This window comes from Oceaniferula marina (assembly GCF_013391475.1).
In the GTDB taxonomy this organism is placed as follows: Bacteria; Verrucomicrobiota; Verrucomicrobiia; order Verrucomicrobiales; family Akkermansiaceae; genus Oceaniferula; species Oceaniferula marina.
In genome coordinates this window covers 1-7,301 of record NZ_JACBAZ010000020.1, presented here as the reverse complement: position 1 = coordinate 7,301, position 7,301 = coordinate 1, and the positions used below count along the sequence as shown (strand labels likewise).

Sequence of the window (7,301 nt, the reverse complement as noted above, 5' to 3'; positions counted from 1 at the left end):
ACGCCTTTAACACCATAAACCAGTTTACGCCACCCAAAGAGTATAGAGCTGATTTGGAGGGCAAACCGTTTACTGTTAAATACTGTCCGCGTTGTCGAGAAGCAAAAGGTGTTTGGATCGAAAACCTGAAGCTTTGAAAAAAGTTGCCGAACAAGTCGCAGCACCCGACAGCTAGTAGCTGTCGAGTTTGCGACGGCAAACCCTTTTACGTCATTGTATCTATAATTCGCATATTGGCGCCTGATCGCTGCCGGTGTGCTTTACGTTCGGTAAATGATAAAATGATGCGTGTTGCCCTAAATGTATTTTCTGGCCTGATTTTACTATTGTTATATTCTTGTTCGGATCAAAAGAACTCGAAAAGGATGTTGTTTTTTGGGGAATTGAAATTTTCAGAAGTGACGCAAAACTACAACTACACCTATGAAGAGGCCAGGGAGATATTAGATAAGTATTTAGATGATAAAGGTGAGAGGTTATTCACACACCCGTATCCGCCGTATGAGGTGGCAGCTACATATAAAAAAGGCTATTTGTTTATTGATGGCGAATCGAAAGGTCGAGTGCGATTGAAAGGTTATTTAGTGGATGATAAGGGGGATGTCTCGTATATTGATACGAATCAAAGTATTTCGGTGGAGAAATACCATAAATTAGTTGGAAGGAAGAATAACTTGCCAAGGTGAACTATTAAATAGTTCTATCAAAAAATATATACCGAACAAGTCGCAGCACCCGACCGCTAGCCGCGGTCGGGCCAGGGTTTTGCCACTTTGGAATGAGAATTGAATATTAACTTAGCCTTGTGGCCCTTTCATCGCGGCTCGTGTGCTATACGTTCTGCAAAAAATGAGTCAATGGCGTCGAATAGCGAATGAGGAGTTGCCTGAGTTGAGAAATATTATTGATGACGACTACTCTAGTAGCCCGATGCGCCTGTGGATCGAGTTGAACATTAAATTTGATGATCTATGTAGAGAGGATGTTCCCGATCTTGATCTCATCAAAAGGATTTGGTCATACTGTGGCTGGTGCTTAAAACATCGATCAGGTGATGTAAGAACAGGGGCAGCTTTAGGTTTTTGTGAGCATTTGATAGATAATAGGTCGAGGGCGAGTATATTACCTCGGCTAATGACTCGTAGCGAATATCTAGAATTCAAGCCAATACTACTTTATCACAATGATGAGGATAAGATTATTAGTTACATGAAGCGTCTTTGGCCTACGTAGTATGAATAACAAAAACTAGCAGAACAAGTCGTTGCACCCGACCGCTAGTAGCTGACTGGCCAGGCTTTTCTGCTGCTATACAGAATTGAAACTTTAATCGTTTCATCGACGCTTACATCGCGGCCGGTGAACTTTACGTTCTGCAAAAGATATGAACGACGAAAATGTGTTGTTTGAGCGCTACTACGATGTCGTGCTGAGGCAAATTATGTGGGGTGATTCATGTGAGGAGGCTATTCAAAGATTAGAAGTGAATAGTGTTCCTGTAAATTTGTCTAAGAGGATTGTTCAAACTGCCTGGAAAGAAAGGGTATCATCCATTAGAGCGATTTTCTGGAAGAAGCTTATACTTGGAGGCTTGCTCTTCAGCATAGGGGCGCTCCTTACCATTGGAGTATATCATTTGTCTGAGGGGTATAAAGTATGGAGTTTTAAAGCCTTGTTTATACCACTTGCGCCTGCTGCGTATGGCTTCTGGAAAATGATGGAAGGTTTTGCAGGAATAATAACTGCGGGTTCTATGACCGGCCCAGTATCTGATATCGAATAGATTTTACCAGCAGAACAAGTCGCAGCACCCGACAGCTAGTAGCTGTCGAGTTTGCGACAGGTAACCTTTTTACGACATTGTATCTTTAATTCGTATATCGGCGCCTGATCGCTGCCGGTGTGCTTTACGTTCGCTAAAAAATAATCTAATCCTATGAATACAAAACAACTATTCCAACTTTCGGCATGTATGGCTGTATTTTCATCTTGTGCATATCACGGCACGCCAGATCAACAAGTGAGGGTAACCGCAAAGGTTGTATCTTCGGAAGGAACACGCGACTTACCTAGCGTGCTGATGCGCAACATAGATCAGGCATTAATCGAGCTTAAAAGTAATACAGATCAGCCAATTGGAATTGAAGCATCCTACAAGACATCGCAGAATGAGGATTATGTAGCATTTAGTGGTTACTTTAAGATTGGCGAAGAGAAAAAAGATTTTGGAGAAATCCCAGCTGACGCAAAGACTAGGGTGGTAATCTTTAATGATACAACTCGTGTAATAGTTGGAGCAACTCGAGTTGATGCAACAGGAACTAAACTAAAACTAAGCGAACAAGTCGTTGCACCCGACCGTTAGTAGCTGAGGTGTCAGATTTTGCTTCTGTTTCTCAAGATTAAAACTTTAATTCGTTTATCCGCCATTACATCACGGCGGGTGAACTTTACGTTAGCCAAGTAAATGACAATTTCTCACGGCAAAGTATCACTTTTCGTTCTGCTCTTGAATATCGTAGTAGGCGTTCCTTGCTTTTTGATGGCGTTTCTTCCTGAAAGAGCTGTTTACAATGTTACCAGTTGGCCTATTGATAATGAAGTTAATGAGCGCATTGCAGATCTTGAACTTAATAACTTGTCATTTCCTAATGAGGTCAATCGAGTTTTTCAAAGGTCAAGAAGGGCTAATGAAGCAGGGTTTATAAAGGATATTTGTGCCATTAAGGGGGCAGAAGAGTTGTTGCAGGATTCAGAACCTGACTTTTCAATACTGTTTCGTTGTGTAAATGAGAATGGACGTATATCTATATCGTCATCGTCTACAAATCCGTATTCAGCGGAAAAGCTTCATAGCATAATATTTTCTGAAATGGATTCAACCTATTCTGTGGGTGTAGACAGTGAAGTCGAAGAGAAGGTTAATCACTGGTACCGAATGGGGATGAAGCTTTTTCCAATTTATGTGTGGGGTATGATACCAGCATCGATGGGGTATTGGCTATTTGTAGCATTTGGTCTTCCGTTTATTAAGAAGTAGGCTATTCAGAAATTAGAAGGCTAACAAGTCGCAGCACCCGACAGCTAGTAGCTGTCGAGTTTGCGACGGCAAACCTTTTTACGTCATTGTATCTATAATTCGCATATCGACGCCTGATCGCTGCCGGTGTGCTTTACGTTCGGCAAAAAATATAATACATCAACGACCATGACTTGGCTCATTTTGACTCAACTAGTAATTTTATCCCTTATTTCATATAATAAAGATAAGCTTAAATCAACAGCCTCACTGCGGTTATCGTGGAATTGGTTCTCTGGAGTATTCTTCTCTCATGCAGCTTTTACACTATTTAGAGCGAGGAATTACAATGACATGGATTTGGCTTTGGTAGAGATTTGGGCTACTGGATTTGCTTGGCTCTTTCTTGGGATGAGCATTTTTCATTTGCCTTCTCTGTTTTTAGGAGAAGAGATGAATAATACGTTAGATTAAAACTAGCCGAACAAGTCGTTGCACCCGACCGCTAGTAGCTGCTGGGCCAGGTTTTTCAGACTGTTCTACAAAATTGAAACTTTAATCGTTTATCGACGCTTCCATCGCGGCCGGTGAACTTTACGTTATGCAAAAAAATTACTGTTCAGCGGTGCTTTCGGGATAATGGCTGAAGCCCAAATTTTAAGATAATGAATGAACTTAAGGAGTTAATTACTGCTGCAATCGATTCGATGCAAAAGAAGCAGGAAGAATCATACGAGGCGATTATTGAATCTTACTTAGGCAGCTATCGCAGTATTTTGCAGCAAATTGATGATTTTGAGATTATCGATTTAACTGATCATCGGTTATCCGCTCTAAAGGGGAATGGGAGAGGATATTTGGAGACATCAAGCAATTGGAAGCAACCATTTTTATACAAAATGGGAGATGTTGAAACATACTTGAATAACCAATAAGGCATAACAAGTCGCAGCACCCGACCGCTAGTAGCGGTCGGGCCAGGATTTTGTGACTTTGGAATGAGAATTGAATATTAACTTAGTCTCGCGGCCCTTTCATCGCGGCTCGTGTGCTATACGTTCTGCAAAAAATGATCATGATATCAACCATTACTCAGGAATTCGGCATTCAGTGGCCTCTATTAGTAGCTCAAATTATAAATGCTTTAATCGTGTTTGGCCTTTTCGCATTGGCCGCAAGAGTGATTTTGCTCCGAGGGAGAGGCTGGGAGGTTCCCGTCTGGTTGGTGCTGTCATTTATTATCCCAGTGATTTTTCCTGTTTTGGCCTTGATTCATTTTCGTAAATCGAAGTTTGCCTCAACGAATTAGACATGGGTTGATTATTCCGAATCACACCAGACAGCAACAAATCCAGACAAGAAAACAACTGGCAGAACAAGTCGTTGCACCCGACGGCTAGTAGCTGAGAGGCCAGGTTTTTCGTCTGCTTTACAGGATTGAAACTTTAACCATTTCATCAGCGTTTACATCGCCGCCGGTGAACTTTACGTTATGCGAAAAAATAGGCAGATCATTCAAATGGTTGACTATTCCGAATCGGCTCGAAAGATGAAACCATAAGTTTGTTCACTCAGTGGATTCATCGGTTTTCTTTGCAAGGCTAAGTGAATATTTTGATCAGCGGTAAGCAAAATCTGTATTCCTAATCGCTCTTGAAAGTAACCAGAAAGACGGGGGAAACTAATTGCATAACAAGTCGCAGCACCCGACAGCTAGTAGCTGTCGAGTTTGCGAGAGGTAACCATTTTACGTCATTGTATCTTTAATTCGTATATCGGCGCCTGATCGCTGCCGGTGTGCTTTACGTTCGGTAAAAAATATCACAATGAAACCTCTGCTGGCATTTCTACTACTATCGCTTGTTTCGTGTAATCGTAAACAGGATGACAATGTAAAAACAGAAGCCCTCGATACAGAGGTTAAGAGCCAGACTATAACGTCAATTCTAGGTGAAGGCTTTGGCAAAGTTATTGAGGTCGAGGGGAGGCTTGTTCTTCCTCGCCGAATGGCTCATCGAGATAAATTGATTATGGAGGTGCATTGGGTTAATGATCGGCAAATCGCGCCACCTATTGTGATAATCACTCATGGCTGGGGGCTTACGGATGAGTGGGTTGGTAAGACTGGTGACTGGGTCAGGCTTGGGGGATTTGAAGGTGGTCGTCATAAGGGCGCCCCGAAAGAAGCCTTTCCTAAAGGGGCATACGGAGGCGCAGAATTTTATTTTGATAGTGAGTTTAATGCTACTGCAAGACTGGAACCAAAACAAACCGAACAAGTCGCAGCACCCGACAGCTAGTAGCTGTCGGGCCAGGGTTTTGCTTCTTTGGAATAGCGATTGAAACTTTAAACTTTGTCACATCTGGTACATCGCTGCCGGTGTGCTTTACGTTAGCCAGAAAATGAACAAACTCGGCCTAAACCAAATTGGCTGGTTGCGCCTTTTGGTTGGGGTAAGCTCAGCTTTTGGCCTATTGTTCTCATTGATTTACGGTGCAGGTCGTGGTCCTAGCATGATCCCAACGGGGTATGACCAAATAGCGAATATGCGTATAGCGATGTATTCTGTTCTTTTATGTGGAACCCTATTCTTTAACAGAAGCATTGAGCTATCTATAATTACCCTATCCCTAGGACTCATGCTAAGAGGCTACCTCGAACTCAAGACGTCATTGCTCAAATCTTGGTATATAGCTGGCTGTGATATACGAGTTGAATGGTTACTGATGATTCCAGCTTTATATGCTCTTAATTTCATACTTCCAGCATTGCTGTTATGTGAGTCTGTGCGTAAATATGGTAAAAATTCAGGCTAACAAGTCGCAGCACCCGACAGCTAGTAGCTGTCGAGTTTGCGACGGCAAACCCTTTTACGTCATTGTATCTTTAATTCGTATATCGGCGCCTGATCGCTGCCGGTGTGCTATACGTTCGACAAAGAATACCCACCCCATAACACCCCTTCTAATTATGCCTAAGCTTCTAAATCCTACCTATGTCTTTCTTACCCTTTTTTGGGTGACGCCCTTGTTTTCAACTTCTGCAGCTGAAATGCGTGTTACTATGGAACCGCCCCAAGGTTGGGTTGTCGAACATTCAGAGAAATCTACTAAAAAGGCTAACCCCGAAATTGTATTTTTAGCGCCAAAGGGTCGTGACGCTTGTTTTATTATCAATGATATTGGAGGATTCATACAATCGGCAGATAAAGATAAGTATCTAAGAAAAACCCATCTCTTTTGGTATCATATGGTCAGAAAAAAACTCCCCGAACGCGACAATCTAGAGAAGTTCAGCACCCGCAATGGAGTTTATATGATTTCCATTTTTGAAGATCCAAAGCTTAAAGGCAAACCTGTCGTTCTAGGGAACTACAAATACACAATTCATATTACTGGAATAGTAGATGGGAAGCGTGTCGTGAACTGCGGATTGTTAAGTCATGAAAAAGATGGCAAGGACCTAAAAGAAGTTAAGGCAGCATTAAGCAAATTGAGAGCAAAATGAAATAATCGTCGAACAAGACGTTGCACTCGACGGCTAGTAGCTGACATGCCAGGTTTTTCGACTGTTCCTAAGAATTGAAATATTAATCGTTTATCTGGGCTTTCATCGCCGCGGGTGAACTTTACGTTCGGTAAAAAAAAGGAAATGCTATGAATGCTTCATGCCTCTTTTTGCTGCGAATCATCGATGCTGGAAGCGTATTAATTGCTACCATTGCTTACTTGGTAGGAATGGCGTTAGCTAATCCTAATGATGACATCGCGAGTAATGTATTATCGGTGGTTTTGATAGGGACATTGCCCTGTTACATTATACTGGTTTTAGTTTATCTGATTGTGGTTCTACCAATATTTTCAATTTTAGGTGGATCTTCTGATATACGTGCTCGGACTTGGCTTCTTGGCGTCTGGTTTCTTTGGGGCGTTATTGCAGGGGTTCTAGCTGGCAACTTTGTGGTGCTATTTGTCATGGTTGGCTTAGGTTTGGCTTTGGGTTATCTATCTCTATGGGTATCATCAAAAATACTAACCGAACAAGTCGTTGCACCCGACCGCTAGTAGCTGAATGGCCAGGCTTTTCGGCTTTTCCTCAGAATTGAAACTTTAATCGTTTCATCGACGCTTTCATCGCGGCCGGTGAACTTTACGTTGGGCAAATAAAACAAATGATTACACAGGCATACATCGAAGAGAGTGGTAATGGTAAACTTCGCCATGAATCAGCTCTCGTTGCAGAAGAGATGAAAGCTCGAGGTATTCCTTATAAGACCTTCAC

The 7,301-nt window shown here is 42.2% G+C and carries 9 protein-coding genes; all 9 read left to right on the top strand.

Going from position 1 to position 7,301, the window contains the following annotated elements; translation table 11 throughout:
• Positions 1–281 precede the first annotated feature (281 nt).
• The 9 genes from HW115_RS18730 (at position 282) to HW115_RS18690 (ending at position 7,084) form a co-directional block, all read left to right on the top strand.
• A complete protein-coding gene (locus tag HW115_RS18730; RefSeq protein ID WP_178935001.1) occupies positions 282–686 on the top strand; it encodes a hypothetical protein in 405 nt (134 codons plus the stop codon).
• A gap of 698 nt (positions 687–1,384) precedes the next feature.
• Positions 1,385–1,783, top strand: a complete 399-nt coding sequence (locus HW115_RS18725; protein ID WP_178934999.1) for a hypothetical protein — start codon at positions 1,385–1,387, stop codon at positions 1,781–1,783.
• Between the two features lie 153 nt (positions 1,784–1,936).
• Positions 1,937–2,365: a hypothetical protein gene (locus HW115_RS18720; protein WP_178934997.1), complete on the top strand. Its 429-nt coding sequence runs from the start codon at positions 1,937–1,939 to the stop codon at positions 2,363–2,365.
• A 102-nt stretch (positions 2,366–2,467) separates the two neighbouring features.
• On the top strand, positions 2,468–3,040 hold the full coding sequence (locus HW115_RS18715) for a hypothetical protein (protein ID WP_178934995.1): 573 nt from the start codon (positions 2,468–2,470) through the stop codon (positions 3,038–3,040).
• 168 nt (positions 3,041–3,208) lie between these two features.
• Complete coding sequence (locus HW115_RS18710) at positions 3,209–3,493, top strand: hypothetical protein (RefSeq protein ID WP_178934993.1); 285 nt, start codon at positions 3,209–3,211, stop codon at positions 3,491–3,493.
• Between the two features lie 191 nt (positions 3,494–3,684).
• A complete protein-coding gene (locus tag HW115_RS18705) occupies positions 3,685–3,954 on the top strand; it encodes a hypothetical protein (protein ID WP_178934991.1) in 270 nt (89 codons plus the stop codon).
• Positions 3,955–4,845: 891 nt separating this feature from the next.
• A complete protein-coding gene (locus HW115_RS18700) occupies positions 4,846–5,319 on the top strand; it encodes a hypothetical protein (RefSeq protein WP_178934989.1) in 474 nt (157 codons plus the stop codon).
• Between the two features lie 671 nt (positions 5,320–5,990).
• Positions 5,991–6,527: a hypothetical protein gene (locus tag HW115_RS18695; RefSeq protein WP_178934987.1), complete on the top strand. Its 537-nt coding sequence runs from the start codon at positions 5,991–5,993 to the stop codon at positions 6,525–6,527.
• Positions 6,528–6,676: 149 nt separating this feature from the next.
• On the top strand, positions 6,677–7,084 hold the full coding sequence (locus tag HW115_RS18690) for a hypothetical protein (protein ID WP_178934985.1): 408 nt from the start codon (positions 6,677–6,679) through the stop codon (positions 7,082–7,084).
• Positions 7,085–7,301 lie beyond the last annotated feature (217 nt).